Origin of the sequence: Amycolatopsis benzoatilytica AK 16/65, assembly GCF_000383915.1 — a bacterium.
Classification (GTDB): domain Bacteria; phylum Actinomycetota; class Actinomycetes; order Mycobacteriales; family Pseudonocardiaceae; genus Amycolatopsis; species Amycolatopsis benzoatilytica.
Window position 1 is genome coordinate 2,649,583 of record NZ_KB912942.1, and the last position, 24,709, is coordinate 2,674,291.

At 69.9% G+C, this 24,709-nt stretch carries 23 protein-coding genes; 7 read left to right on the forward strand and 16 right to left on the reverse strand.

Annotated features, from left to right (window positions below):
* The 6 genes from AMYBE_RS0112150 to AMYBE_RS0112175 form a co-directional block, all read right to left on the reverse strand.
* Entirely contained in the window at positions 1-1,104 is a 1,104-nt protein-coding gene (locus AMYBE_RS0112150; RefSeq protein WP_020659649.1) for an aromatic/alkene monooxygenase hydroxylase subunit beta, read from the reverse strand.
* An 18-nt stretch (positions 1,105-1,122) separates the two neighbouring features.
* Positions 1,123-2,166, reverse strand: coding sequence for a 2Fe-2S iron-sulfur cluster-binding protein (locus AMYBE_RS0112155; RefSeq protein WP_020659650.1), 1,044 nt, complete (start codon positions 2,164-2,166; stop codon positions 1,123-1,125).
* 78 nt (positions 2,167-2,244) lie between these two features.
* Complete coding sequence (locus AMYBE_RS0112160) at positions 2,245-3,882, reverse strand: ferritin family protein (RefSeq protein ID WP_020659651.1); 1,638 nt, start codon at positions 3,880-3,882, stop codon at positions 2,245-2,247.
* Positions 3,883-4,044: 162 nt separating this feature from the next.
* Positions 4,045-4,371 carry a putative quinol monooxygenase gene (locus AMYBE_RS0112165; RefSeq protein ID WP_020659652.1) on the reverse strand — a complete coding sequence of 109 codons (327 nt, stop codon included), beginning with the start codon at positions 4,369-4,371 and terminating at the stop codon, positions 4,045-4,047.
* 43 nt (positions 4,372-4,414) lie between these two features.
* Complete coding sequence (locus AMYBE_RS0112170) at positions 4,415-6,190, reverse strand: sigma-54-dependent Fis family transcriptional regulator (protein ID WP_020659653.1); 1,776 nt, start codon at positions 6,188-6,190, stop codon at positions 4,415-4,417.
* A gap of 271 nt (positions 6,191-6,461) precedes the next feature.
* The gene (locus AMYBE_RS0112175) at positions 6,462-8,171 is read right to left on the reverse strand and encodes a CocE/NonD family hydrolase (protein WP_020659654.1); all 1,710 of its coding nucleotides are present in this window, start codon (positions 8,169-8,171) and stop codon (positions 6,462-6,464) included.
* Between the two features lie 273 nt (positions 8,172-8,444).
* On the opposite strand from AMYBE_RS0112175, the gene AMYBE_RS0112180 reads away from it, so the two are divergent.
* Entirely contained in the window at positions 8,445-10,241 is a 1,797-nt protein-coding gene (locus tag AMYBE_RS0112180; RefSeq protein WP_154676176.1) for a hypothetical protein, read from the forward strand.
* A gap of 110 nt (positions 10,242-10,351) precedes the next feature.
* On the opposite strand, the gene AMYBE_RS0112185 is transcribed toward AMYBE_RS0112180, so the two are convergent.
* Together AMYBE_RS0112185 and AMYBE_RS0112190 are read right to left on the reverse strand one after the other, a co-directional pair.
* The gene (locus AMYBE_RS0112185; protein ID WP_020659656.1) at positions 10,352-11,425 is read right to left on the reverse strand and encodes an alkaline phosphatase family protein; all 1,074 of its coding nucleotides are present in this window, start codon (positions 11,423-11,425) and stop codon (positions 10,352-10,354) included.
* Positions 11,422-12,675 (reverse strand): alkaline phosphatase family protein, encoded by a 1,254-nt coding sequence (locus tag AMYBE_RS0112190; protein WP_034288441.1) that lies wholly within the window; start codon positions 12,673-12,675, stop codon positions 11,422-11,424. The genes AMYBE_RS0112185 and AMYBE_RS0112190 overlap by 4 nt, the downstream gene beginning before the upstream one ends.
* Before the next feature lie 199 nt (positions 12,676-12,874).
* Between AMYBE_RS0112190 and AMYBE_RS0112195 the strand changes: the two genes are divergently transcribed.
* A complete protein-coding gene (locus AMYBE_RS0112195; RefSeq protein ID WP_020659658.1) occupies positions 12,875-13,483 on the forward strand; it encodes a DUF2231 domain-containing protein in 609 nt (202 codons plus the stop codon).
* 31 nt (positions 13,484-13,514) lie between these two features.
* Complete coding sequence (locus AMYBE_RS44815) at positions 13,515-13,670, forward strand: hypothetical protein (protein ID WP_020659659.1); 156 nt, start codon at positions 13,515-13,517, stop codon at positions 13,668-13,670.
* Positions 13,671-13,677: 7 nt separating this feature from the next.
* On the opposite strand, the gene AMYBE_RS0112205 is transcribed toward AMYBE_RS44815, so the two are convergent.
* The gene (locus AMYBE_RS0112205) at positions 13,678-13,974 is read right to left on the reverse strand and encodes an EthD family reductase (protein ID WP_020659660.1); all 297 of its coding nucleotides are present in this window, start codon (positions 13,972-13,974) and stop codon (positions 13,678-13,680) included.
* A 114-nt stretch (positions 13,975-14,088) separates the two neighbouring features.
* Between AMYBE_RS0112205 and AMYBE_RS0112210 the strand changes: the two genes are divergently transcribed.
* Entirely contained in the window at positions 14,089-14,769 is a 681-nt protein-coding gene (locus AMYBE_RS0112210; protein WP_020659661.1) for a response regulator transcription factor, read from the forward strand.
* A 5-nt stretch (positions 14,770-14,774) separates the two neighbouring features.
* Positions 14,775-16,079 (forward strand): sensor histidine kinase, encoded by a 1,305-nt coding sequence (locus AMYBE_RS0112215; RefSeq protein ID WP_020659662.1) that lies wholly within the window; start codon positions 14,775-14,777, stop codon positions 16,077-16,079.
* Here the strand turns inward: AMYBE_RS0112215 and AMYBE_RS0112220 are convergent.
* The 4 genes from AMYBE_RS0112220 to AMYBE_RS0112240 form a co-directional block, all read right to left on the reverse strand.
* Entirely contained in the window at positions 16,068-17,291 is a 1,224-nt protein-coding gene (locus tag AMYBE_RS0112220; RefSeq protein ID WP_020659663.1) for a DUF1501 domain-containing protein, read from the reverse strand. The two genes, AMYBE_RS0112215 and AMYBE_RS0112220, sit on opposite strands and share 12 nt — an antisense overlap.
* 6 nt (positions 17,292-17,297) lie before the next feature.
* Positions 17,298-18,596 (reverse strand): DUF1800 domain-containing protein, encoded by a 1,299-nt coding sequence (locus AMYBE_RS0112225; protein WP_020659664.1) that lies wholly within the window; start codon positions 18,594-18,596, stop codon positions 17,298-17,300.
* A gap of 83 nt (positions 18,597-18,679) precedes the next feature.
* Positions 18,680-19,183 carry a helix-hairpin-helix domain-containing protein gene (locus tag AMYBE_RS0112230; protein WP_020659665.1) on the reverse strand — a complete coding sequence of 168 codons (504 nt, stop codon included), beginning with the start codon at positions 19,181-19,183 and terminating at the stop codon, positions 18,680-18,682.
* 287 nt (positions 19,184-19,470) lie between these two features.
* Positions 19,471-19,980: a GNAT family N-acetyltransferase gene (locus tag AMYBE_RS0112240; protein ID WP_020659667.1), complete on the reverse strand. Its 510-nt coding sequence runs from the start codon at positions 19,978-19,980 to the stop codon at positions 19,471-19,473.
* A gap of 148 nt (positions 19,981-20,128) precedes the next feature.
* Here AMYBE_RS0112240 and AMYBE_RS0112245 point away from each other — a divergent pair, with 148 nt between their 5' ends.
* Both AMYBE_RS0112245 and AMYBE_RS0112250 read left to right on the forward strand, forming a co-directional pair.
* The gene (locus AMYBE_RS0112245) at positions 20,129-21,043 is read left to right on the forward strand and encodes an AurF N-oxygenase family protein (RefSeq protein WP_020659668.1); all 915 of its coding nucleotides are present in this window, start codon (positions 20,129-20,131) and stop codon (positions 21,041-21,043) included.
* A 1-nt stretch (position 21,044) separates the two neighbouring features.
* The gene (locus AMYBE_RS0112250) at positions 21,045-22,547 is read left to right on the forward strand and encodes an FAD-dependent oxidoreductase (protein WP_020659669.1); all 1,503 of its coding nucleotides are present in this window, start codon (positions 21,045-21,047) and stop codon (positions 22,545-22,547) included.
* Between the two features lie 56 nt (positions 22,548-22,603).
* Here the strand turns inward: AMYBE_RS0112250 and AMYBE_RS0112255 are convergent, their stop codons facing one another.
* The 3 genes from AMYBE_RS0112255 to AMYBE_RS0112265 form a co-directional block, all read right to left on the reverse strand.
* Entirely contained in the window at positions 22,604-22,867 is a 264-nt protein-coding gene (locus AMYBE_RS0112255; protein ID WP_020659670.1) for a hypothetical protein, read from the reverse strand.
* Positions 22,864-23,283: a hypothetical protein gene (locus AMYBE_RS0112260; RefSeq protein ID WP_020659671.1), complete on the reverse strand. Its 420-nt coding sequence runs from the start codon at positions 23,281-23,283 to the stop codon at positions 22,864-22,866. Before AMYBE_RS0112260 ends, AMYBE_RS0112255 begins: the two co-directional genes overlap by 4 nt.
* Positions 23,284-23,349: 66 nt before the next feature.
* Positions 23,350-24,552 (reverse strand): MFS transporter, encoded by a 1,203-nt coding sequence (locus tag AMYBE_RS0112265; RefSeq protein WP_020659672.1) that lies wholly within the window; start codon positions 24,550-24,552, stop codon positions 23,350-23,352.
* Positions 24,553-24,709 lie beyond the last annotated feature (157 nt).

Genomic DNA, 24,709 nt, shown 5'->3' on the forward strand with positions numbered 1-24,709 from the left:
TCACTTCTCCAGCTCCTTCGGAACGTCGAGCCCGATCTCCTCGAGGAGCTGGGCGAACTTCTCCTTGCTCGCGGCGAGCGAGTCGGCGAACGTGCGCGCCTTCTCCGCCGGCTGCGACCAGATCGGCTGCAGCGCCTCGGCCGCGGTGAGGCACTTGGGCACCCAGGTCGACAGCCACTCGCCGAACAGCTCCTTGTTGGCGGCGCCGTGTTCGTCGTCGCGGGTGAGCAGCTGGAACAGCGACCGGGTGTAGGCGAGGTCGCGGCTGTAGTCGTACTCGCCGGTGCCGACCAGCGTCGGCGTCACGTAGTCGCCGTTCGCGGCCGAGATCTGCATGACCAGCTCAGACCGGAACAGCTGGCCGACCAGCTGCTCGAACACGACGTTGGTGGCGAAGAGCAGTTCCGCCCAGTCGCCGACCGCGGTCAGCTCCTCGACCACGCGGCGGGTGGGCTGCCATTCCTCCGCCGACTGCCAGACCTCCCGGTGCGCGCCGCCGTCGAAGCTCTCCAGCGAGTCGGACAGGTCGAGGTTGAACAGCGCGAGGTCCTGCGCGAAGCGCATCTTGTGCGCCGCTGTGACCGCCACCGCGGTATTGATCATGTTGGTCGGGCCGGAGCGCTGGATCGAGGTGAACACGTGCAGCGCCATGCCGTTCTCGGCGTGCATCCACGCGCCGAGGTTGCGCGCGATGAAGGTCTGCCAGGCCGGCTTCCAGTTGCCGTAGGCGTTGGCGCGCTTGGCGTTCTCCAGGCTCAGCGAGACCTGGCGCACGACCGCCGAGTTGTTGCGGTAGAGCGTCTGCTCCCACTCCTCGTTGGGGTCGAGGAACGCGTGCCAGTTCGAGGACTTCGCCCGCGTCCACTCGTGCGGGTAACCGCCCGGGCCGTCGCCGAAGCCGTAGATCCAGCCTTGGCTCAGGTGCCGGTCCGGGTCCGGCTGCACGTCGACGGTGACGTCCTCGTACACCGTCGCGCGGAGCTTGGCGGGCTTGAAGTAGTTGTACGTACGGCTCTTCGAGCTGGGGAATTCCAGCGCCCCGGCCTCGGAGTCGGTGAACTCCACCTTCGGGAAGCTCCGGGTCGCTGTTGGATTGCTCGCCATGCGATTTCTCCTTGTTCTCTACTCGTCTCGAACCGACGTGGTGAACTTGTCGAAGAACACCTGATCGTCCGGAACTCCTTGCCGTGCCGCGAGTTCCAGCGCGGCGTCGACCATCGGCGGCGGCCCGCAGAGGTACACCTCGGTGCGGTGCAGCTCGGGCTCGCGTGCTTCGACCACGGTGGTGACCATTCCGGAATCCGCGGTGACGCCGAGATCGTCGGCGCCCTCCACCGACTCGGAAAGGGCCACCACGAACTCGAAATCGTTCAGCCGGTCGCCCAGGGCCTTGATCTCGTCCAGGTAGAACAGATCCGCCACGGTGCGCGCGCCGTAGTAGAACCGGATCCGCCGCGGGTCTTCCGTTTCGCTCAAGTGCCGCAGCAGGCTGAGCACGGGAGCCATGCCCGCGCCGCCCGCCATCAGCACCAACGGCAGTACGTGCCCGTTCTTGAGCGTGAAGTTGCCGTACGGCCCGGTCAACCGGATCGTGTCGCCGACGGAGATTCCGTCGTCGAGCAACGCCGAGAACTTGCCGCCCGGGTACTTCTTGATCACGAATTCGACGTGGTCAGCGCCCGGAATCGTGGCCATCGAGAACGACCGGTGTTCGTCGGTCCCGGGGATGGTCACGTCGGCGTACTGCCCGGCCTTGTACTCGTAGGCCGGCGGGTCCACCGGGCGAAGCTTCAGGCCGACGATGTCGTGCGTGTGCTCGACGAGCCCGACCACCTCGGTCGTGACCTCCTGCAGCGGAGCGGAGTTGAGCAGCTCTTCCTCGTCGAAGTTGAGCAGCTCGATGGTGCAGTCGCTGAACGCGTGTGCCCGGCACAGCAGCACGTAGCCTTCCTCGACCTCCGCGTCGTTGCACGCGAACGTGGAGTACCGCTCCATTTGCAGGTCGCCTTCGAGCACATAGGACTTGCACGCCGAGCACTGCCCCTCGCGGCAGCCGTGCATGAGGTGGATGCCCTGGCGGAAGGCGGCGTCCAGGACGTTCTCCTCCTCGCCGACCTCCATCTCGATGTCGACCGGTTCGAAAGAAATGCGATGCTTGTCGGCCATTGGCCTCTCGATTCTCGAGCTCGAGGGGCACGGCCGGCGGGCGTTCGGCGCCCGCCGGCCGCAGGATCCCCGGGTCCGTCAGGCAGCCGTGACGTTCGGGTTGGCGCGGTAAGCCGCGGCCCACGCTTCGCGTTCGGCGTCGGTCATCTCGTTCAGCGTGACGTTCGGGCTGCCGAACTGGATGCCCTTCAGATCGGCCAGCGTCCAGAGCTTCTTGGGGTCGTCGAGGTCCAGGTGCGGCTGCGGGATCAGCGTCTTCCCGTCGTCGCGCACGTAGCCCAGGTCCTTGACGATGTCGGCGAGGTCGCGGCCGTGGTGCAGGGTCTCCCACTCGCGCTGCCCGGTGAGCCGGCCCATGTTCGGCGTCGGCCGGCCCTCGTACTCGGGCCGGAACGCGACCTTGTCGGTCCAGGCGCAGGTCTCCGAGCAGTAGGTGCGCCACTGGTTGTCGACCTTGTCGACCACCATGTCCTCGCGGATGAGCGCGGGGACCATGCAGGTCCAGCAGCGGTGCGGGTACTCGTAGCCGACGTCCTCGAACGCGATCGGCTTGTTCCGGCCCGGGTAGCGCAGCCGGTTGTAGGCCTCCCACCACTTGCCGAACTGGTCGTACCAGCCCGGGTACTTGTCCTCGAACCACTCGAAGTCGGCATCGGTCATGCCGTCGATGCGCCAGTAGTTCACCGGCCAGCCGGTCGCGAAGAACTGCGCGACGCGGTGCACGTAGTGCTTGTTGGTGATCCGGTTCCACGCTTCCTCGACGAGGTCGTGCGGGATCACCAGGCCGTACTTCTCCAGCGGCAGCAAGTAGCTGCGGTAGTAGTCGTCGTAGATCCAGCGCCGCCACATCTCGGCATAGGATTCGCGGTTCTTGCGGCGGTCCTTGGTGCCGTACTCGATGAACGTGCCGATCGCGGCGTCGACCACGCAGTGGTTGTTCCACCACGCGTAGCGCAGGTCGCGCTCCAGCAGCGGCCGGTTGCGCTCGTCGGCCAGCGCCATCAGCAGGATCGAGTAGCCGTTGCTGATGTGCCGCGACTCGTCCGACTGCACCGAGTGGAACACCGTCGGAAGCAGGTAGTCGCCGTTGGCCGCCGCCTCGTCCGGCATCGCGACGAACAGGGTGTTGGTGAACGCGGTTTCGGCGACCACGGTCAGGTAGATGTTCGCCGCGGTGATCGCGTCGCCGGTGATGAAGCCTTCACCGAACTGGCGGCCGATGGTGCCCGCGTAGTTGTTCGCGAACGCCTTCTCGGTGATGTCGAATCCGGCCGGGTCGATGTAGTTGTTCATGTAGAGCTTTTTGAGGTTCATCTGGATCGTCGAGTGCCGGACCTCGTCGATCATCTGAACCGCGAGCCCGTTGTGGATCTCCGGGTTCGGCACCGCGTCGATCGCCATCGGCATCGCCCGGGCCGCGGAGATCTCCGGGAACGGGATGATCGAGAGGAACAGCTTCTGCCATTCCAGCCAGCGCTGCTGCACCTGCCGGAACATGTTCCCGCGGATCGCGCCGTCCATCGCGCCGAAGACGCGGTTGTCCTTTTCCTCCTCCATCGGGAAGTAGGACCGCATGATCTGCTTCAGCGGGTCCTTCTTCGGCGCCTTCTCGAACGTGTAGTCGGTGCCGAACCGGGTCGCCGGCGTGGCGAACGTCGGTTCCCACGACAGTTCGGTGATCTTGTTGTGCGCCTTGGTAAGGCTCTGCCTGCTCACTGGGGCCTCCTGGAACCGGCGGCATCTCCGCCGCTGTCCGTCTGACCGGCAAAGTGTGTCCCCGGCGGCGACTGTGTTCTATCTCATTCTGAGATGGGGTCCCCAGGCACGAAAAAACCCGCTCTTGCCGAAGGCAAGAGCGGGTCGCCAAACAGCCCCGGGTCAGCCGGTGACCGCCATTTCGCCGAGTTCGGACCAGTCGCCCTGATCCACCTCCGCATGCACGATGCGCGGCGTTTCGGCCAGATATCCGGGAAGAACCTCCTGCGCTTTCCGGAAATGCGCGGACTGGACGTGCGCGGCCCCGGCTTCCGGATCAGCGAACGCTTCGACCAGTACGTATTCCGCCGGATCGGCGAGGCTGCGCGACCAGTCGAACCACTTGCACCCCGGCTCGGCGCGAGTCGACTCGGTGAACTCGCGCGCGATGGCCGGCCATTGACCGGCGTGCTCTGGTTTGACCCGGAACTTGGCGGTGATGAAGATCATCTTCTTTTCCTTTTTCTGCGAACGGACGTCCGGAATCCCGGAATCAGCACGCTTCGTCGACGATTCCGAAGGCGCGGATTTTGCGGTAGATAGTGGCCCGCGACATGCCGAGATCGCTCGCCGCGCGTTCTTTGCTGCCGCGATTCGCGGCCAGACTGCGGACGATCGCGTCGCGTTCGATGGTCTCGAGCTTGGTGAGCCGGCGCCGGGTGAACGTGCGGCATTCGGCGGGCAGGTCCGCGACGTCCAGCACGCCGCCGTGCAGGTGGTGCGCCGCGGCGGCGAGTACCCGGTCGAGCTGGCGGACGTTGCCCGGCCAGGGCAGCCGCATCAGCTGCCGGACGCACGCGTCCGAAGCGGACAGAGTCCGGCTGCCCGCTCGACGGCCCAGCAGGTGCGGCACGAGCCGCTGCACGTCCTCGATCCGATGGCGCAGCGGCGGGACGTCGATCTTGCGGGCGAAGAACGCCATCACCGTGCCTTGGACGCCCGGACCGGCCGGCTCGCTGCCGACCGTCGCCACGACCCATGCGGGAGCGTGCTGAGCGGGGTCGTTCTGCCATGCGGTGAACAGGTCGGCCAGCGCGGGCAACGCACTGTCGTCGAGCGCGTCCAGGTGTTGCAGAAGCACGACCGGCGGGTCACTGCAGGCCGCTTCTTCAGCGAGCGCGGGCAGCCATTCCTCGTCGGCGTCCACCGAAGCGCAGTCGACAACCACTTGGCGTCGTCCGTGCCGCAGCGCGACCGCGCGGGCGATGGCCGTCTTCCCGACGCCGGGCTCCCCGCTCAGCGCGAGCCACTGCCCGCCGCCGAGGCTCGCGTCGGCGGCCGCGCTGGCCTGTCGCCACGCCGGGCTCGCCCCGGCCAGGCCGGGCAGCTGGAGCTCGGCACGGGCGGAGGCGCGCCGCGGACCGGTCTGGTTCTTGACTCGGAAGATGCCGCCAGCGAGCGTGCTGCCGTTGAATACCGGCCGGTATTCGAGGCGCGCGCTGACTCCGGACGGCAAATCGGCCAGCACTGTCGCGGGTTTGGCGGAACCGGCGAGATCCGTGGCGTGGGTGATCAGCGCCGAGCGATCGGTGACGTCGTAGCGCTCCTCGGCGTGACTGTTGACCATGACGACGTCGTGGTTCACCGCCAGGACTGCCCCCGAGCCACGCTGGCACGCGGCGAGGTACTCCCGGAAGAGGGCCAGTTCGCGCGCACCGGTGCTGGCGAGCATCGCTTCTTCGATGCGCTTCGCGGTGGTGCGGGCCAGCGTCAGCAGGAGCGGGCCGGATGCCTCGGCCCACGACGTGAGGTCGAGAACGCCCGCCAGATGGCCCCGGATCGGGTGCACGATCGGCGCGCCGGCGCATTCGAAGCCGGTCAGTTCGCCGTTGAAGTGCTCGAAGCCGGACACCAGCACGGACTTCTGGCATTCGAGCGCGGTGCCGATGCCGTTGGTGCCCACCGACTCCTCGGCGTAGCTGTAGCCCGGGGCGAGCCGCACCTCGTCGAGTCCGGCGGTGAGCGCGTGATCGGGGCTGAACCGGTCGACCACCAGGCCGTTCGCGTCGGTCAGCAGGATCGCGGTCGGATGGCCGGCCAGCTCTTCGGACAGATTCGCCAGCACTGGCGCCGCACTGTGCGCGAGCAGGCTCTCCTCGTCGCGATCGGACACGTAAACCGGCTCCGGCCGCTCGACGTCGACCCGGTTCTCGAGCGCCCGCTGCCAGGACGCGGTGATGACGTCGCGCACTCCCGACATCTCGGGTGTCCGCCGGGAGAGGAACAGCTCCCGCAGGTCGCGCATGGTCTCGTTGCCTCGAGTCGCCACCACCGTCTCCTTTGACGTCCAGTGCCGGGGGGTCGTGTCCACCCTACGGGCAATTATGGTGCACTCGTGGCACGCATCACTCTGTCTCATAGTGAGACAACCGGTGGTCAGCGCCAAGGCAGCGGCGGCGGTGGGGGGCGCTGGAGAACGTCCTGATGAGGTGGCGGCATCGGTCACAGCTGTCTGTGAAGGACCCCTTGAGAGACTCAAATTCCCTCAAGGGGTCCTTCACAGACGAGTCCGCCCGCCCTGCTTCGCGGCGGGCAGCGGTTCAGCTCGTCGTGGGCAGGGTGAGGACCTGGCCGGAGTCGCCGGTGCTGACCGTCACCGGGGCGAGGGCGAGCCCGCCCCGGTAGTTCAGGTCGCCGCTGGCCAGCATGACGCGGATGGCGTGGCCGGCGGCGAACTGGTGCACGATCGCGGGCAACGTGATGTGTACCGGTGCGGTCGGGTCCACGACTCGCGCGGGCGCGATCAGGTTGTGCACCAGGCTTTCCGTGCCGTCCGGCGCGACGTCGTAGATCTTCGCGAACAGCACGAGCTGTCCGGCCGGTCCGCTCGGGCTGCTCAGGACCGCGGTGGGAGCCTGCACCCGCACGTCGAGCGTCGGCGCACCGGCCACGTCGACCGCCGCTGGCAGCGCGGCGCCGGTCCAGGACGCGTAGGTGCCGGGAAGGTTGTAGTCCGGCGGCAGGTTCGGCGAGAACGCGTCGATGCCCGAGGAGCTGGTCGGGAATCCGGCCGGCGGGGTGACGAAGCTTTGCGAACCGGCCGCGATCCGAGCCGGATCGGTGACCAGGCCGGTGCCGGAGAGGTAGTACTGCGTCGGGTTGCCCGCCGGGTAAGCCGGCGCGGTGCCGTAGGCCGGGGTCGCGATCCCGGTGTAGGACACCCAGTCGCGGAAGTAGGCGAAGTCCGGGGAGGTGTCGGCGGGGCCGTCGGCGAGGTACTGGCCGAACCAGCTCGCCACCCGGGCCGTCTCGTACTGCGTGCCCGGGTCCGGATTGGACAGATCGAGTTCGCCGGGCGCGGGCGTCGAGCCCGAGTGGCCCCAGGACTGCCAGACCATCTTCACCGGCGTGCCCTGTGCTTTCAGCGTCTGATAGGTCGCGGCTGCCTCGTTGAGGTTGAACAGCGTGTCGTTTTCTCCCTGCATCAGCAGCACCGGGACGTGGATCCGGTCGGCGTAGGTGCTGACCGAGGCGTGCCGCGTCAAGGCCAGCAGATCGCTCGTGGGATAGCCGAGCGTCCCGGCCGCGGCGAGCCCGGTGCAGACCTCGGTCGGGAAGTTCGGGCAGCCGATCACCCGCGACGGGTCGTACTGGAAGCCGGTCGCGCTGTCGAGCAGCGCGCCCTCCGAGAAGAACAGCAGCGGCCAGGTCAGCTTGGTGACGCCGGATCCGTTGGAGGTCACGCCACTGCGCACGTCAGTGTTGTTCGGGGTCAGCGAGTACGAGAGGTCGTTCCAGGTGATCAACGGGACGAGCGTGTCGATCCGGGGGTCGACCGAAGCCGCCGCGAACTGCACCTCGCCGCCGTAGGAGCCGCCGATCATGCCGACCCGCGGATCGTATTGGTCGTGGTTGCCCGCGTGGTCGACCTGGTCGTGCACGACGGAGTCGAGTCCCGCCACCGGCTGCGTGTGCGCGGCGTCGGCGTAGGCGATTCCGTTCTGGCCGCCGAGGAAGCTCACCAGCTGGCTCGCCGCCTGCCCGTCCCAGTCCGGATCGTCGAGGGTGATCTTGCACCCCGAGCCGCCGAAGCCGAGCCCGGAGTAGGACAGCACCGCGTAGTCCTGTCCGGCGAAGTACCGCGCGAGCCCGGCCTGGTCGTCCTTCGAGCCGCCGAACCCGTTGGTGGTGAGAACAGCCGGGACCCGGTGTCGCGAGTTCGCGTCGGCGGGCAGGTAGAGGTCGCCGACGATGTCGCAGCTCTCCGCTCCGCCCGGTCCGGCCAGCACGCTGAAATGCAGTGTGGTCACCGAAAAACCCGAAACATCCGCCGCGGCTGTGCTCGGTACCGCAGAGAGCAGTATCGCCACGGCTGCCAGTGCCCAGGTTCGTCGCATCACGCCCGCCTTCCGCCGCTGTCCCCAGCACCACACCAACGGGCGGGCGGCGAATCGGTTACGCACATTCACACCCGGAATGTTCGATAGTCACAATCGGGCGACAAACCTGGTAATTCGTTCAGGTGAATGTTTACGGTCCTTCGCACTTTTCCGATCACCATCCGCGACAGCGAGGAGATCGTCATGCGTTCGCGGGCCTTGATCTTTCCCCTGACCGCCGTAGTAGTGCTGAGCTGCGCGAGCGCCGCCGCCGCGTCCACCCCGGCGGCACAGACGGTGACCCCGTCGACGACCTCCGGCGGACAGGTGGTGGCGACCTGGACCGGCACTCTGCCGGGCGGGGTGAATCCCGGCTCCGACTGCACCACCTCGGCGTCCGACAGCCTCAACGACCACCACGGCATCGATCTTCAGCTCCCGGCCGGCTTCTACCCGACCCACCAGCTCACCGCCGCGTTCACGATCACGCCGGACGCGCCGGATGCCGACGTGGTGCTGACGGTGACCCGCCCGGACGGAACCCACAGCAACTCCGACAACGGCGGTGTCGGAGCGGCTGAACAACTGGTCGTGGCCGACCCCGCTGCGGGCAACTACGACGCGACGGCCTGCGTCTTCGCCGGCGGTCCCACGACCTACACCGGCAAGCTGGTGCTCACGACGGATCCGCCCGGCGCGGTTCCCGGCGGGTTCGGCTCGCCCGGAACCGTCAGCCCCGGCTACCGCGATTACTCCTCCCCCGCCGGCCTCGGCGATTCCGCGGGCGAGCCGTCCATCGGCGTCGACTGGACCGCCGACCAGAGCGGCAACGGCGGCGCCGCGATGTTCCAGGCAGGCACGCAGACGCTGCGCCTGACCTTCGACCAGTCCGGCAATGCCTCGTGGAGCGACGTCACCGCGCCCGTCGAAGGCATCACGACCCTCGACCCCATCCTGGACACCGACGCGGCGCACGGACGCACCTTCGTCGCCCAGCTCGCCGGAACGCAGAGCCTGTTCTCCTACACCGACAATGACGGCGCCAGCTGGGTCGGCCCGACCCAAGGCGGCGCTCCGTCCGGCGTCGACCACCAAACCGTCGGACACGGGCCGTACCCGGCCGGCCTCTCCGGGCTGACGTTCCCCGACGCGGTCTACTACTGCTCGCAGTATCTGCAGGGCGCGTTCTGCTCGCGCAGCGACACCGGAGGGCTCACCTTCAACGGACCGCGGCCGGTCTACGACAGCATCACCAGCGGATGCGGCGGATTGCACGGCCACCTGCGGGCGGCCCCGGACGGGACCGCGTACTTGCCGAACAAGAGCTGCAACGGCCACCAGGCCGTCGCGGTGTCCTCCGACGGAGGCGACAACTGGCAGGTCCGCGAGGTCCCGCTGTCCACCTCGGGCACCAGCGATCCCTCGGTAGCCGCGGACCAGCAGAACACCACGTACTTCGGGTTCGTCGACGGGACCGGCCGCCCGGAGATCGCCACCTCCGCCGACCACGGCCAGACCTTCGGCACGCCGGTCGACGTCGGTGCGGCGCTCGGCCTCCAGAACGCGGTGTTCCCCGAGGTCATCGCCGGCAGTGGCGGCCGCGCCACCTTCGGGTTCCTCGGCACCACCACGCCCGGCGACTTCCAGAACTCCGCGTTCGGCAAATCCGCCGACGGCAGCACCTACACCGGCGGCGAGTGGCACCTGTACCTCGCCACGACCTACGACGGCGGCAGCACGTGGAAGACGGTCGACGCCACGCCGAAGGACCCGGTACAGCGAGGTTCGATCTGCCTGGAAGGCGTCGGGTGCTCGGGCAACGACCGGAACCTGCTCGACTTCAACGACATCACCGTCGACAAGTACGGACGCGTTCTGTTCGCCTACGCCGACGGCTGCACCGGTGCCTGCGTTACCTCCCGTGCGGTCGCCGACAATTCCCACACCGCCAAGGCAGCGGCCGTCCGCCAAACCGCGGGCACGGGCTTGTTCGCCCAGTAGGACAACGGCCAGAACAACTAAGCCCGGACCGGTGTCGCCCGCCGCGGGAACTCGTGCCCGCGGCGGGCGGACTGGTCGTCGCTTTCCGGCAGGGCGGCCCCGCCGCCCGGTCACCGGTTGAAGACATCCAGTCCGAACGCGGTCACGCCGCTGCTCGCCGCGTATCCCAGCCGGGACAGTCCGAACTGGTTCTCGATGCTGGCCAGCAGGCTGTAATGGTTGTACGGACGGTCGTTCCAGCTGCCGGGCGCGGTGTATTTCGAGAGCACCAACGCTCCGGTGCGGCCGCCGCCGAGCCCGGTGATCCCGGGCAGCGGGGCGTTCGGGCCGGGGCCTTCGCCGCAGCACGCGCTGGAGTCCGAACTTGGCCCGTCGGATTCGTCGAAAGCGATCACCAGCATCCCGTCGCGGCCGAAGGCGGGCGACGAGGTGATCTGCGGGACCCACTGGCGCAGCCAGGCGTCCGCGGAGACCAGGCCGCCGGGTTCCCCGTCCACACAGGGCGCGTCGTGCGCGTCGTGGCACAGGTTCGGCGTGATGTAGGTGAGATTCGCCGTTGTCTGCGGCGAGGACAGGTCGCCGGGCAGCGCCGAGAGGTCGACGTCGGCGGCGCACGCCGGGGTGTCGATCACCGAATGGAAGTAGACGAACGGGTTGTGCCGGGCCGCGTACTGGTCGCCGACCTTGGCCTTCTGCGTGTCGTCGACCGCGCCGATCGCCGGGTGGCGGCACGAGGTGCCCATGTCCTCGAGGTACGCCTTCCAGGTCAGGCCCGCGGCGGCGAGCTGACCTGGCAGCGTCGGCACGGACGCCGGGTAGACGCAGCCCTGGCCGACCGCCTGGCCCGGAGCGACCGAGCCGACCTGCTGGAACTCGTCGTAGACCTGGCAGTCCGCCTGCGTTTCGGAATTCGGTCCCTGCCCGGAAATCTGCGCGACGTAATTGTCGAGGCTGTTGTGCCCGATCCCGTAGTACTGCGTCAGCAGGACGCCCTGCGCGCGCAGGGTCTGGCTGAGATAGGGCGCGGCCGACCCGGGGCCCCAGGTCTCGTCGTATCCCTTGTTCTCCAGGTTGATCACGAACACGTGCCCGATCGAGGGCAACGTCGAGGCGGCGCTCGCGGAGCCCGCGACGACGACCGAAGCCGCCGCCAGCACGGCCGCGGCCAGGTATTTGCTTCTCATGGCAGCGTCCAGCCGTTGTCGAGTGCCAGTTCCTTCAGCGCGAGCCACTGCTCGTAGTCGACGTACTGGCTGAGCGCGCACGGCGTCCCGACCACCTGCGGCACTGGCCAGCGCGGCGCTGTCAGGTCGGGAGGGTTCGAGAAGTCGAGCACTTCGGCGAGGTTGCGGGCGCCCGCGTCGCGCACGGTCAGCGGCGCCAGATTCCATCGCCACTCCACGGCCTTGAGAACCGAGGTGTGGTCGTAGACGTTGTGCGCCACGTAACCGCGCCGCGCGCGCGGCGAGATCACCAGGCACGGCACCCGGAAGCCGCGCAGCCCCCAGGCCGGGTTGGCGTCCGGAGCCACCGTGGGCGGCACATGGTCGAAGAAACCGCCCCACTCGTCGTAGTTGATCACGAGCAGGGTGCGTTCCCAGGCCGGTCCGCCGGTCACCGCGCGGTACACCTCGTCCAGGAAGGACTGTCCGGCCCGGATGTCGGCGTGCGGGTGGTCGTCGGCGGAGCTGCCCGAACCCTCGTCGAGGAATTTGGGATCCACAAAGGACACCGCGGGCAGGGCTCCGGTTCCGCAATCGCTCAGGAACTCGGCGTAAGGCCGGCTGATCGGCTGGTACTTCGCGCCCCACAGCGCGGTGAACGGCGTGTCGCAGAAGTAGTACCGGCCGGTCACGCCGGCCTCGGCCAGCCGGTCCCAGATCGTCGGGAGCGTGGAGACCGTATTCGAGTTGTGGATCCGGTCGGTCTGCGCGGCGTGCTGGTAGAAGCGGTTCGGGTAGGTCTCGGCCATGATCGCCGAGAAGTAGTTGTCGCAGACCGTCCAGTACGGCGCGGCGCCGCCGTAGAAAGGCAGGTCCTGCTGTTGGTAGTAACCGATGCTGAACACGTCGTTGCTGCCCGCGCGCAGCCAGCCGTCGCACTGGCCGTTGTTGTACTCGACGCGTCCGCCCTCGAAGCTGTGGTCCGGGTCCGGATGCGCGCAGCCCTGGAAGTCCTCGAGGTGATAAGTCCGGTGCGCCGCGCCTAAGGAGTCCACATAGGACAAACCGGACTGTTTGCCGTCGGCTCCGGGAAGCCAGCCGAGGAAATGGTCGAACGAACGGTTTTCCATCATGACCACGACGATGTGGTCGATCCCGGACGATTCAGGCGGCGGGAGCGGCGAGGACGCGGCTGCCGCCTCGGGCGCCAGCGTCGCGGCGACCGCGGTGGACACGGCGCCGGCGAGGAACTGTCGTCGCGAAGAAGTCACCCGGAAGTTGTAGCCCAGCCCCGCGGCCAGGACTATCCCCCGCGGCGAATGTTCAGCACCCGGCAACCTGTCGCGCCGGGCGATCGCGTCCGCGGTGCCGCCGTGATCGTCCCGAATCAGCCTGATTGCCCCCGGCCGGCCGCGGCGGCTCGGCATACCGCTCCCGTTTGCCCAGGCGGAGAACGGGTACCGCCCAAGCATGACTGCCACCTCGCGAAACCACGGCTCCCAGCGAGAGCAGGCCCCGGTGCAGCGCCTGCTCGAACGCCTCGAAACCGCCGATGCGCTCGACCGGCCCGCCTCGAAGATCGCCGGCGCGGCGGAACAGTTCCGCGGCCGTCCCGGCCGGATCCTGCGCGGCCAGTGGCTGGGTCACCCGCTGCATCCGGTCGCCGTCACCGCGCCGATCGGCGCTTGGCTGACGGCTGCGGTATTCGACTGCTTCCCCGGACAGGAGCGCGCGGCGGAGCGCTCCCTCGGGCTCGGCCTCGCCGCCGCGCCCGCGGCCGCGGTGCTCGGGCTCGCCGACTTCCGCGACCTCGACGCGCGGCAACGACGGGTGGGCCTGCTGCACCTGGCGGCCAACGCTGTCGCGACCAGCCTGTGCACTGCGTCCTACGTCGCCCGTCGCCGGGGGCGCCTCGGAGCCGGCCGGCTGCTGGCACTTGGCGGGCTGGCCGCCGCGGCTACTGGCGGCGCTCTCGGCGGCCATCTCTCCTACGCGCTCGGCGCGGGCGTGTACCGGTGGCAGAACCGGGGACCCGCGCAACGGCCGCAAGAGGTTTCGACGCACGCCAGCGGGGTATAGCCGGAATCAGGGAAAGCCGTAGGGAGGCACCATGACCCAGGCACCTGAACAACCGCAGCCGCTCCCGCTCGACACGTGGGTCGGCGACCACGACCCGGCGGACCAGAACTGGCTGGAGCACGGCGACGAGATCCGCCTCGCCGCCCAGCGGGCCGGACGGGAGCGGCAGCAGCCGGAAACCGACTGACCGCGGGTCAGTCGTACTGGACGAACATGGTCGCGCCACCGTCCGCGAAGTTGTCCAGGTCGGCGGCAGCCGCCTGCCCCTCCGGCGAGGAAAGCCCGGCAGCGAGCGCCTCGGCGGACCGGAACGACAGCTCGGCGAGCAAATAGTAGGGCGGTTCGCCGCCGTCGAGCGCCGCGCACCGCCGGGCGGAGAATCCGGCCAGCTCGGGCACCTTCTCCACGAGCGGCCGGTGGGTGCGCGCATAGTGTTCGTCGAACGCCGCGGGGTCGCTGGGATGTCCATATGCGACCGTCAGGATGTGCATGCCGGATCTCCTTCGTTCGGACGGGCCTGCTCCCACCGTGGCCGCCCGGGCCGCTGCCGTCAATCCGGTCGGCCGGGCTCCGGCATCTCAGTGCCGGGCGCCTAGACTTCGGCCATGGTGCTGGGCGAGCCGCGGATCCTTGTCGTCGAGGACGCCGAAGCGATCCGGGTTTCGGTGGAAGTCGCGTTGCGGGGAGCGGGCTTCTCGGTGCGCGCGCTGCCCGACGGCGAGCGGCTCGAAGAAGAACTCGCCCGGTTCCGGCCCGACCTGGTCGTGCTCGACGTGCTGCTTCCCGGCCGCGACGGGTTCGCGCTGCTGCGGGTCGTCCGGCGGCAATGCGCGGCCGGGGTCCTCATGCTCACCGCGAGGGACGGCGTCGAGGATCGGCTGCGCGGGCTCGGCGAAGGCGCGGACGACTATCTGGTGAAGCCGTTCGTGCTGGCCGAACTCGTCGCGCGGGTCACCGCGGTGCTGCGCCGGACCGGCCGCACGCGGCCGGCCATCGAGATCGGCGACCTCGTGGTCGACCTCGACGCCGGGCTGGCGCTGCACCGGGGCACGCGGATCGACCTGACCGTCACTGAGTGGAAGCTGCTGGCCTATCTCGCCGCCCATCGCGACCGGGTCGTCGGCAAAGCCCAGATCCTCAGCGCGGTGTGGGGCTACGACGAGTACAGCGCGAATCTCGTCGAGGTCAACGTGAGCACGCTGCGCCGGAAACTCGAAGCGCACGGGCCGCGGCTGCTGCACACCGTGCGCGGGCAGGGCTACGTCCTGGGCGGCGAGCGCCGGTGAGCCGGATGAAGACGACCTCGCTCTACCGCCGGGTCACCGTGACGGCGCTGATCGTGCTGATCGCGGTCCTAGCGCTTGTCGGGTTCGTCGTGTTCGCGGTCTTCCGCTCCCAGGCCGAGCAGGACGTGAACCGCGTGCTGGCCGGGCGCGTCCAGCTCGCGCAGCAGCTCGCCCGCCAGAACGTGCCCCCGCGCAGTCTGCTGCGCCGGGTCGAAACGACCGGCGTGCACGGACGGCTCACGTTGCCGGACGGCACGGTCGTCGGGGAACCGGCGCCGCCGCCGGGATCCCGGTTGAAACAGGTCAAGGCGACGCTGACCGGTCCGGCCCGGATCAACGGCGCGAAACTGACCCTGATCGCGGACGATTCGATCGTGGCGGGTGCCGAGCAGCGGCTGGAGAAGCTGCTGCTGATCACCGGGCTTTCCGCCATTGTCGCCACCGCTCTGCTGCTGCTCGTCGGCGTCCGGCTGGCACTGGCGCCGCTGGACGCGATGACCCGGCTCGCCCGCTCGATCGTGTCCGGCGGGCGCGGCGGACGGCTGACTCCTACTCGGGCCAGCACCGAACTGGGCCGGGCCGCGGAGGCATTCGACTCCGCGCTCGATGCGCTGGAGGGGGCCGAACAGACAGCCCGGGACTCGGAAGAACGGACTCGCCGGTTCGTCGCCGACGCCGCGCACGAACTGCGGACGCCGATCGCCGGCGTGCAGGCGGCGGCCGAGGCGTTGGTCCAAGCTCCGGGCGATCCGGAGCACACCGCGCAGCTCCAGCTGCTGCTCGCCGGCGAAGCGCGGCGGGCGGGCAAGCTCGTCAGCGACCTGCTCGACCTCGCCCGGCTCGACGCGGGTGCCGATCTCGTCCGCGAACCGGTCTCGCTGGCCGCGCTGGCCCGGGCACAAGCCGAGCGGATAGCCCTGCTGGCACCGGAAACCCGGGTCGAAGTGACCGGATTGGACACCATCGTGCTCGGCGACGCGGACCGGCTCACCCAGATCCTGTCCAACGTGGTCGACAACGCGGTACGGGCGATGCACGGCCAGGGCACCCTCGCCGTGGCCGTCACCGCGGACGGGTGCACCGTGTCCGACACCGGGCCGGGCGTCCCGGAAGCGCAGCGGGAGCGGATCTTCGACCGGCTCGTCCGGCTCGACGACGCCCGTGGCCGCGACACCGGCGGCTCCGGCCTCGGCCTGCCGATCGCTCGCGGCTTCGCGCGAGCGCACGGCGGCGACCTCACCTGCCGGGAAGCACCCGGTGGTGGCGCGCAGTTCGTCCTGTCCGGGCTGCAGACGGTCTCAGGCGAGTAGACCGTCGAGGCGGCCGGAGTGGCCGGGCAGGACCCGGCCGGCGTCGGCACCGAGGACCTGCTCCAGCATCGTCGCGTAGACGTCGCGGAAATCGGTGGTTTCCTTCAGATCGCCGTCGGCCAGGTCGGTCAGGCTCGGCTCGTCGCCGTGGAAGCCGCCGCGCACCCCGTTGCCGAGCACGAAAACCGGTCCGGCGGTGCCGTGGTCGGTGCCCTCGCTGGCGTTGGCGGTGACCCGGCGGCCGAATTCCGAGTAGACGAGCACGACCGCCTGCTTGCCGCGGTCGGTGCGGCCGAGCCGCTGCACGAACGGCGTCAACGCTCCGTCCAGCTCGGTCAGCAGGCGCTGTTGAGTGCCGCGCTCGTCGGCGTGCGTGTCGAAACCGCCCAGCGACACCGAATACGCACGAGTCGGCACTCCGGCTTCGATCAGCCCGGCGACGACGTCCAGCTGCGCGGCCAGCGCACCGTCCCGGTGACCGTTCTTGGCCTGGTGTGCACCCTTGGCCGGATGCGCGGCCGCACCCAGCACCTGCTCGGCCCGGTAGAGGTCCGCGATCGACCGCGCCGCCTTCGCCTGCCAGTAGCCCTCGCCGTTCTGCGCGGTGCCCAGTGCCTGGAAGGCTTTGCCCAGGGTGCCTTTCGGCACCGTCAAACCGCCGACCGGCATGGACGCCGCGGCGGTCTGGGCACCGGCCAGCATCGGCGGCAGCACCGGCTCGACCGACAACGCGCGCAACGGGTCGTCGCCCGAAGCGTCGAGCCAGCGGCCGAGCCATCCGGTCGGCACCGGGGTGTCCGGCGACGCGGTCTGCCAGATCGCCATCGAACGGAAGTGGCTGTGGTCCGGCTTCGGATAGCCGACGCCCCGCACAATCGCCAGCTCCTTGTTGTCCCACAACCCTTTCAGCCCCTTCAAACCGGGGTTGAGGCCCAGCCCCTCGCCCAGGTCGAGGACTTCGTCCGGTCGGTAGGCAAGCTCCGGCCGGGCACTCTGGTAGGCGCGGTCGCTGGCGGGCACGACGGTGTTGAGGCCGTCGTTGCCGCCGTACAGCGTCACGACGACCAGGACGCCGTCCTTCGGGTCGAGCGGGGTCTGCTGGGCCGCGGACATCAGGTGCGTCCAGTCGACCTGGGTGGCACCGGCCGCGAGCGCTCCGGCGGCCGTCACGCCGCTCGCGAGGAGGAATCGCCGACGAGTCAGTTTGTTCATGCTCTCCTACCCACTCACGACGTACTCGGGCGCGCACGCGGCGATAGCCGCCAGCTGCCGGGGATCGTTCGCGACGCCGCCGAGGCAGGCGCGGGTCCGGTCGGACCATCCGTCGACGCCCAGCAGGTCGCCGATCGCGGCAGGCTTGTCCTGCGCTTTCGCCACCGAGCCGAGGTCGGCGTGCTGGGCGACCAGCTGCGCCAGGTGCAGCCGGGCCAGCCCGGCCGACGTCGTCAGCCAAGCGCCGCCGGCCGCCCAGCCGCCCACGCTCGGCGGCTCGAACGGCAGTTGGCCCATCCCCCGCAGCCCGGTCAGCAGCTGTTTCCCGGTCTTGGCGTCCATCGCCGACGGCCGCACCCGCAGCGCGCGCAGCAGTCCGGCCAGCCATTCCACCGGCTGCTTGACCAGGGACGTCGCCGAGTCGTGGAACGCGTCCTCCTTGACCAGCGCGGTCAGCAGAGACCGGATGTCGCGGCTGGGGCCGTAGGCGGCGACCATCCGGGCCAGCGCGTCCGCGGTCGGCGGGGTCGCCGAGACGAGCCGGAACCAGAGCCGGCCGACCACGAACGGAGCCGAGGAGGGCCGGGACAGCACGAGGTCGACGAACGAGGGCGCATCGAAGTTCGCGGTCTGGCCGAGGATGGTCTTCGGGGTCGTGTCGTGCCGGCGGGCCGTCAGGCGAGCTGCGGGGTTCTCGCGGGTCGCGGTCCATCCGGTGAGGGCGCGCGCGGCTTCCCGGACGTCGGTCTCGCTGTAGTTCCCTACGCCGAGGGTGAACAGCTCCATGAACTCGCGCGCCAGGTTTTCGTTCGGCTTGCCGGCTTTGTTGCTGTTGCCGTCCAGCCACAGCAGCATCGCCGGGTCGGTGATCATCGCGTGCGCCAGCTGGGTGAAGCTGCCCATGCCGAGCGTGCGCAAGGTCTGGTTCTGCGTGAGCATCAGCCGCGGGCTGCGCACCTTTTGCTCGCTGGTCGCGAAGTGCCCGTGCCAGAACCAGGTCAGCCGCTCGACCACGGGCAGGTCGGCGGCCGCCATCCGGTCCAGCCACCAGAGCGCGGCGTGCGAAGCCTGCGCTTGAAGTTGCTGCGCGGCTTGGGCTTTCGCTGTTTTGTCCGCCTTCGCGGGCCGCTGCGGCGGTGCGCCGACGTCCGGCATCGGCGTCGCCTGGGCACCCGCGTCCGGCCCGGCGGACAGCAGCCGGGCCGTGGTCGCGGCGAACCCGGCGTCGAGATCTCCCGGCCGAGGACCGAACCCCAGCCGATCGTGCAGACGCCGCACCGCCGCGCGCTCGGAAATGACCGCCATGCACCGATCATCGGGAGCGGTCCGGCGGATTGCCAGCTGCCAGGCGCTTCCTTAAGCGGACCCACAGCTTGCCGGCGCGGGCCTCAGCCCAGTGCGTCGCGCAGCAGGCGAACCGCCTTCGGCCCGACGCCGTGCAGCGCGAGGAGTTCGGCGTCCGGCCGCTCGGCGATCTGAGCGAGCGTGGTGATCCCGGCCCCGTGGAGCGCGCGGGTGGCCGGGCTGCCGATCGCCTTGGGCAGGTCGCCGACTTCTCCCGCCACCGCCAGCCCGGCCGCCGCCACCGGCGCGGCCAGGCGTTTCGGCGCGCGAGACAGCCACGCCCGGCGCACCCAGTGGTTCAGCTCCTGGCCGTTGAGGTCCGCGATCGGGAGCCGGACCCCGGCGCGGGAAACCCGGCGCGCGCTCGCATGCGCCGAATGCGCCTCGTCCGCGTCCGACGCAGTCATCCGCAGCACGACTTGCCGATCCGGCCGCAGGGCGGCGAACTCCTTGCCCTGCACGGTGAACGAGACCGTGCCGCCGTCCGCGGCCTCGGCCGTTTCCGGATAGGACAGTGCCGTCCTGCGCAGCTGGGCCAGCGAGGTCATAAGGCCAGGTTGGCACGGCCTGGCCGCCACGGCCATCTCGGAGTGGCTCGGACCGCTCCCAGGAAGCCGAACACCGCTGCGCACGAGCTGCTCGACGCCGGGGACCAGCACGTCGTCCTGCCCGGTGAGGAACCGCGTGGGCGCGGACGGGACGGCGCGGGCCGCCTGCGCCCGCTGCAACCGTTCGCCGCGGTCGATCTCGCGGCGGCCCGGGGCGGCTGTCGAACGGGCTGTCCGCGGCGGACCCGCTGACTGCGGCGATCGCGGGCATGGTCTCCGCCGGACCGCTACCTGCCCGTCCCGCCGGAGGTGAACACCAGCTGACCGTCGGTCTCCCCGACGGCCCGGAACCCGGCCTTTTCCAGCACCCTTGAGCTGGCCGGGTTCCCGGGCAGCACGTACGCGCGCAGTTCGGCCGCCAGACCGGGCTCTGGATGTTCCTCGTGCCATCGCCGCAATGCCCGAGCCAGTTCCGTCGCCAACCCCTTGCCCCACGCCGTGCGGGCCAGGACATAGCCGAGCTCCCGGTGCCCGGTGCGGTGCGCGACCCCGAATCCGGCGCGCCCGAGGAATCCGCCTTCGCCCGCTACTCGCCACTTCGACCAGCCCCGCTGACGGTGCTCGGCGATGAACTCCGCCAGCCGGACCCGCGTCGCGGTGCGGTCCTGCGGTCCGCTCGCCATCTGCCGCATCACCGCCTCGTCGGCGTGCAGCGCGGCGAGGTCGTCGAGGTCCTCCGGAAGCCACGTGGTCAGCCGGAGCCGGGCGGTACGCAGGATTTCCGAGCGACCGGTCACCCGGGCATCTTCGCAGGTCAGCGCGTCATCGTCAGCGGCGCGACACGCGGTTCGCTCCCACCTCTCGCGATACGGCCGATTAGGTGTTACCTTAGGTAACAGTGAATCGCGGTAACGCCTAATCGATGTGGATCCGGGAGGACCGAAGATGACCGCCGACGTGCAGCACGCACCGGAAGCAGCCCCGTCCGGCCGGCACGAGACCGCGCAGCGGCTGCTCGATTCCTCCGCGACGCTCTCCTACGACCCGGCCACCGAAGTGGACTGGGAAACCCCGCTGGACAAGGACTTCCACGGGGCCAGCCCGGAGTGGAGCACGCTCTACGGCACCCGTTACTGGGCCGAGATGACCCCGGAGCAGCAGAAGGAACTGACCCGCCAGGAGGCGGCGTCGGTGGCGAGCACCGGCATCTGGTTCGAGATGATCCTCCAGCAGATGGTGCTGCGCGATTTCTACGCGAAGGACCCGACCGACCCGGCGTTCCAGTGGGCGCTGACCGAGATCGCCGACGAATGCCGGCACTCGATCATGTTCGCCCGCGGCGCCGCGAAGCTCGGCGCTCCCCCGTACCGTCCGCGCAAGCTCGCCGTCGAACTCGGCCGGGTCTTCAAGGCCACTGCCAGCGGCGAAGCGGCGTACGCGGCGATTCTGGTGGCCGAAGAGGTCCTCGATGTGATGCAGCGCGACTGGATGCGCGACGAGCGCGTGGTCCCGTTCGTCCGGACCATCAACAACATCCACGTGGTCGAAGAGTCGCGGCACATGAAGTTCGCCCGCGACGAGACGCGTAAGCAGTTGGAGGGCGCCGGTTTCGTCCGCCGCCACATCAACGCGCTGGTGATCGCCATCGCGTCGTACTTCATCGTCAGCAGCATGGTCAACCGCGACGTGTACCAGCACGCCGGGCTCGACTCCGAGCGCGCGCTGCGCGAGGCGAAGGCCAACGAGCACCACAAGTCGATGATGCGGTCGAGCTGTGCCGGGCTGATGGAGTTCCTCGGCTCGTGCGGGCTGCTGACCAAGCCGGCACTGGTGTTCTACAAGCGAGCGAACCTGATCTGACATGGCCTTCGCGATCACTCAGACCTGCTGCAACGACGCGACCTGCGTGTCGGTCTGCCCGGTCAACTGCATCCACCCGACGCCCGACGAGCCGGACTTCGGCACCACCGAGATGCTTTACGTGGACCCGAAGTCCTGCATCGACTGCGGCGCCTGTGCTGACGCCTGCCCGGTCGACGCGATCTTCCCGGTCGACCTGCTCACCGATTCGCTGAAGGTGTACGCCGGGATCAACGCGGATTTCTACGCAGACCGCGAGCCGGCCGCCGCGAACCCGGCGCCGAACTTCCACCGGTGGGGTCCGCCGGCCTTCGACCGGGACATCCCGAGCGACTTCGCGCCCGCGGACATCGCCGTGGTCGGCACCGGCCCGGCTGGCATGTACGCGGTGGAAGACCTGTTGCTGCACACCAACGCGCGCGTCACGCTCATCGACCGGCTGCCGGTCGCGGGCGGTCTCGTGCGCTACGGCGTCGCCCCGGACCACCCGGACACCAAACGGATCGGCGAAGCGTTCGAGCGATTCCACAACCACCCGCGGCTGCGCCTGAAGCTGGGCGTGGAAGTCGGCCGTCACGTCACCGTGGACGAACTGGCCGCCCGGCACGACGCGGTGATCTACGCCGTCGGCGCGTCCGCCGCGCGCAGCCTGGGCGTCGAGGGCGAAGACCTGCCCGGCAGCCTCGCCGCGACCACCGTCGTCGCCTGGTACAACGGCCACCCGGACGTCTCCGCGCACGCGATCGACCTGTCCGCGGAACGAGTCGTGCTCGTGGGCACCGGCAACGTCGCCCTCGACGTCGCCCGCATCCTCACCGCCGATCCGGACGACCTGGCCGGAACCACGATCGCCCCGCACGCGCTGGAACAGTTGCGCTCCAGCAAGGTCCGCGAGGTAGTCCTGCTGGCCCGGCGCGGTCCGGAGGATGCCGCCTACACCTCGCCCGAGCTGATCGCGCTGTCCCAGCGCGCCGGCGTCCCACTGGTGGTCGACGCCGACGACCCGCGCACCGCCGAGGCGATCGCCGCCGGCACGGGCAAAGCCGCGCTGCTGCGAGGCCTTGCCCAGGAAACGGTCGACTGGACTGCCCCTCCGGCCGACGGCACCCGCCGGATCGTCCTGCGCTTCCACTCCGCGCCGCTGTCGGTCACCGGCGACCGGCAGGTGCGCGGGCTGCGCGTCTCCGGCCCCGGGGAGCCGGTCGAGATCGCCGCCGGCCAGGTCGTGCGGGCAGTGGGCTATCGAGGCCGCCCGGTGCCCGGCTTGCCGTTCGACGACGCTTCCGGAACCGTGCCGCACTCCGCCGGCCGGGTCGAGGGCCGGGCCGGAACGTACGTGGTCGGCTGGATCAAGCGCGGCCCGTCCGGCGGGATCGGCGCGAACCGGACCTGCGCCCGGGAAACCGTGGCGACGCTGCTGGAGGACATCACCTCCGGCCGGGTCGCGGTCCGCCCGCGCCGCTCGCGAGTCGCCGCACTGGCCGCCCGGGTCCGCGGCCGGTAACCCCAGACTGCTGGCCTCCGCCCCGGCTGCAGGGGGCGCGGGGCGGAGGCCAGCGGCTATGCCAGTTCCTTGAGTTCTTGTTTCTCCGCGAGCAGATGCTGCATGTGCTCGTGCTGCTCGACAAGCTCGCGGTCGTCGCTGTCGGGGGCCTCGGGCGGTTCGGTCTCGGTCCCTTGCGGCGGGGGCGAAGGCGGGATGGTCAGCCCGCCGCCTCGTCGACCGCCGAAGCTCCCTCCGAAGAACGGGAACACCAGCGCGCCGCCGAGCAGGGCGAACCCGCTGCCGCCGAGGATCGCATAGAGCACCTGCGTCACGTTCATGCGCTCGTGGCCTGCTCTTCCGCTTTCGCCTTGCGGCGCCGTTTCGGGGCGGCCGGGATCCGGGTGCCGGCGTTCATCCGGGCGGCGAAGACCAGCAAACCCACCGCTCCGGAGAGACAGCCCAGCAGCGAGAACCCGGACACGTCGGCCTTGATCTCCTGCTTCAGCATCGCCATGGCGAACACGGCAAGGAACCCCGCCGCACTGGCCCCGGTCCCTTTGGCCACACCGAGGACCCTGTCGCGTTCCCATTCGAGGAGCTTGAGGTAATGGTGGTGCGCAGGGTCGACGAACAGCTGCGGCGTCCCGATCCACCGGAACAACAGCACGGCCAGCGGGCCGACTACGGTGAATGCGGCGCCGACCGTCACCCATTCCGCCCAGCCGTGCGGCCAGAAATGCGCTGTCGCGGTCATGTCCCGTCCACCTCCCCTGGTCGCGGCTCATTGTCTGCCCCGCGCCCGACTGGGGCAACACCCCGCTCATCGCCCAGCGCAACCCTGCGGGACCGGCACCGCGACGGGCGTTCGCCCGCCCGGTTTCCGGAACAACGTCGCAGTCCCCCGCTCCACCGCCAGTGCGCCCAGCAAGGTCACCCCGGCGATCACCAGCACCGAAACCGCCACGCCGACCGCCGCCGACAGCGCACCAAACGCCAGCGGAGCCACCGCCGCGCCGCCGAACAGTCCTAACTGGACCGTCGCGCCCGCTCGGGCGGCCTGGCCGGGCAGCACTCGCATGACCGCGGTCAGCAGCAGGCCGGTCCAGCCCCATCCACCGGCTACCGCGAGCGCCGCGCCGAGGACGAACGTGACCGGGTGCCCCAGCGAGATCAGCACCAGACCGAGCGCGCCACTCGCCATCATCACGGCCACTGCCCGCGGGTTGCGCCGCGGCGCACGGTCGGCGCGGATCCCGGCTGCCACCCGAACCGCGATCGCCAGCGCGCTCGAAACCGAGAGCATCGTCCCGGCCAGTGCCGGCGACAGGTGCGCGGTCGTGCCGAGCTGCACGAAGAACGACGCCACCGCGTTCGAACCGATCGTCGCCAGTGCCGCGCCGACGGTCCACCAGACCAAGCCTCGCCCCACCTTCCGTGGCGCAGCCGCTTCGGCGGCAACCGGCGCGGCGATGCCTGCCTTGGCCAGCGGCGAAACGGCCGCAGCGGCAACCGGTACGACGATCGCCACAATCAGCGCGGCGCGCCAGCCGTAGGGTTCCGCGACCAGTCCGGCCAGCAGGCCCGGCAGCAGCGGTGCGGCACCGAGCGCGGCACCGGTCAGGCCGGTCGCGACCGACAGCCGGTGATCCGGGATCCGCGCCGCGATGTACCGCGCGGCGGCTGGTTGGGTCAGTGTGTTGCCCGCACCGGCGAGCAGCAGGGCGATCGCGAGCCCGACGACGCCGCGAGTAGCGAGTACCAGCGCCACCACCGACACCGCGCACATCGTCAGCAGCAGGATCGGCACCGGGAACCGGCCGGCGACGCGCCGGGCGACCGGCGAGCCCAAGGCGGTCAACGCGTAGAAGCCGCTCAGCAACAAGCCGAAACCGACTCCGCTGAGGTGCAGTTCGTGTTCGACCGGGGTGGCCAGCGACGCGACGGTGAACACCGGCGTCATGGCCGCGACGAGACCGAGAACGACCGCGCCGAGCCCCGGCCACGGATTCGCGTGCGTGTTCATGGCACCAGCCTTGCGCGGGGACCTGGGTACGAGCCAAGACCCATGGTGATTCCTGGCAGGCATCACGAGTACCGTGGCCAGGTGCTGGATGTGTCGTCGCGGCTGCTGCGGTATTTCGTGACTGTAGCTGTGGATGTTCTAGTGCACACTGGATGCC

What these genes read in the sequence shown, in the direction of transcription:
- AMYBE_RS0112255 (WP_020659670.1), bottom strand. Translation starts at nt 22,867, where the DNA reads ATGAACGTGACGCAGGTGCTCTATGCGATCCTCGGCGGCAGCGGGTTC.
- AMYBE_RS0112220 (WP_020659663.1), bottom strand. Translation starts at nt 17,291, where the DNA reads ATGAACAAACTGACTCGTCGGCGATTCCTCCTCGCGAGCGGCGTGACG.
- AMYBE_RS0112250 (WP_020659669.1), top strand. Translation starts at nt 21,045, where the DNA reads ATGGCCTTCGCGATCACTCAGACCTGCTGCAACGACGCGACCTGCGTG.
- AMYBE_RS0112245 (WP_020659668.1), top strand. Translation starts at nt 20,129, where the DNA reads ATGACCGCCGACGTGCAGCACGCACCGGAAGCAGCCCCGTCCGGCCGG.
- AMYBE_RS0112230 (WP_020659665.1), bottom strand. Translation starts at nt 19,183, where the DNA reads ATGACCTCGCTGGCCCAGCTGCGCAGGACGGCACTGTCCTATCCGGAA.
- AMYBE_RS0112260 (WP_020659671.1), bottom strand. Translation starts at nt 23,283, where the DNA reads ATGACCGCGACAGCGCATTTCTGGCCGCACGGCTGGGCGGAATGGGTG.
- AMYBE_RS0112155 (WP_020659650.1), bottom strand. Translation starts at nt 2,166, where the DNA reads ATGGCCGACAAGCATCGCATTTCTTTCGAACCGGTCGACATCGAGATG.
- AMYBE_RS0112180 (WP_154676176.1), top strand. Translation starts at nt 8,445, where the DNA reads ATGCGTTCGCGGGCCTTGATCTTTCCCCTGACCGCCGTAGTAGTGCTG.
- AMYBE_RS0112215 (WP_020659662.1), top strand. Translation starts at nt 14,775, where the DNA reads ATGAAGACGACCTCGCTCTACCGCCGGGTCACCGTGACGGCGCTGATC.
- AMYBE_RS0112165 (WP_020659652.1), bottom strand. Translation starts at nt 4,371, where the DNA reads ATGATCTTCATCACCGCCAAGTTCCGGGTCAAACCAGAGCACGCCGGT.
- AMYBE_RS0112205 (WP_020659660.1), bottom strand. Translation starts at nt 13,974, where the DNA reads ATGCACATCCTGACGGTCGCATATGGACATCCCAGCGACCCCGCGGCG.
- AMYBE_RS0112185 (WP_020659656.1), bottom strand. Translation starts at nt 11,425, where the DNA reads ATGAGAAGCAAATACCTGGCCGCGGCCGTGCTGGCGGCGGCTTCGGTC.
- AMYBE_RS0112225 (WP_020659664.1), bottom strand. Translation starts at nt 18,596, where the DNA reads ATGGCGGTCATTTCCGAGCGCGCGGCGGTGCGGCGTCTGCACGATCGG.
- AMYBE_RS44815 (WP_020659659.1), top strand. Translation starts at nt 13,515, where the DNA reads ATGACCCAGGCACCTGAACAACCGCAGCCGCTCCCGCTCGACACGTGG.
- AMYBE_RS0112195 (WP_020659658.1), top strand. Translation starts at nt 12,875, where the DNA reads ATGACTGCCACCTCGCGAAACCACGGCTCCCAGCGAGAGCAGGCCCCG.
- AMYBE_RS0112265 (WP_020659672.1), bottom strand. Translation starts at nt 24,552, where the DNA reads ATGAACACGCACGCGAATCCGTGGCCGGGGCTCGGCGCGGTCGTTCTC.
- AMYBE_RS0112150 (WP_020659649.1), bottom strand. Translation starts at nt 1,104, where the DNA reads ATGGCGAGCAATCCAACAGCGACCCGGAGCTTCCCGAAGGTGGAGTTC.
- AMYBE_RS0112210 (WP_020659661.1), top strand. Translation starts at nt 14,089, where the DNA reads ATGGTGCTGGGCGAGCCGCGGATCCTTGTCGTCGAGGACGCCGAAGCG.